The 633-nt window shown below is 49.4% G+C and carries 1 protein-coding gene; it reads right to left on the minus strand.

What is annotated here, in order from left to right; all coding sequences use genetic code 11:
- Window positions 1–450: 450 nt before the first annotated feature.
- Window positions 451–633: hypothetical protein (locus tag D7D25_RS18340; protein ID WP_221408035.1), on the minus strand; the 183-nt coding region annotated here is incomplete at its 5' end.

The following is a 633-nucleotide window of genomic DNA, read 5'->3' on the forward strand; positions in this document are numbered from 1 at the left end:
TTTCGCAGCTTATCACGTCCTTCTTCGCCTTCCAGAGCCTAGGCATCCCCCATGTGCCCTTGTTCACTTTTATTTCGTCGTCCGGCTGCTGTTCCCTTAGCGGCGCACGCGCCAGGCTGGGAAACAGCCGGGTATGATAAATATACTTCAGCGTCTTTGATTTGTTTGTCTTTCCCTTATCGCCACTTGGACAGCCTGTCGCCAGGATGCCATGGCGGAAAAGACATTTTCAATGAACTCTTTTTTTTTTGTTTTTTGCTCTTGTTTTTATATCATCATGTCAAAGATCTCTTTTCCAATTGTTCCCCCGACGGCTCCCCCCTTCAAGGGGCGCCGCGGGCAACCGGCAGCTGTCTGGCGCGGGATCGAACCGCAACTTTTTAAGTGAATAATTAAGAATTAAGAGTTAAGAATTAAGAATTTCACTATTCATTCTTCATTTTTCATTCTTCATTCATTCTTCATTTTCAACTTATCCCTGTCCCCTTCCGGACTCCAAACATCAATACTCCTCTCGTTCTCTCGCCTCGGGCCCTCTTGCCCCCGGACTCTTTTCCTCATCCACCGCTTCTCACACATTCCCGCACGCTTCCCGGCCCGGACGCCTCTCCTCACCCGGCCCGGTGGAGAATA

The sequence above is a fragment of the Proteiniphilum sp. X52 genome, assembly GCF_003712195.1.
GTDB lineage: Bacteria > Bacteroidota > Bacteroidia > Bacteroidales > Dysgonomonadaceae > Proteiniphilum.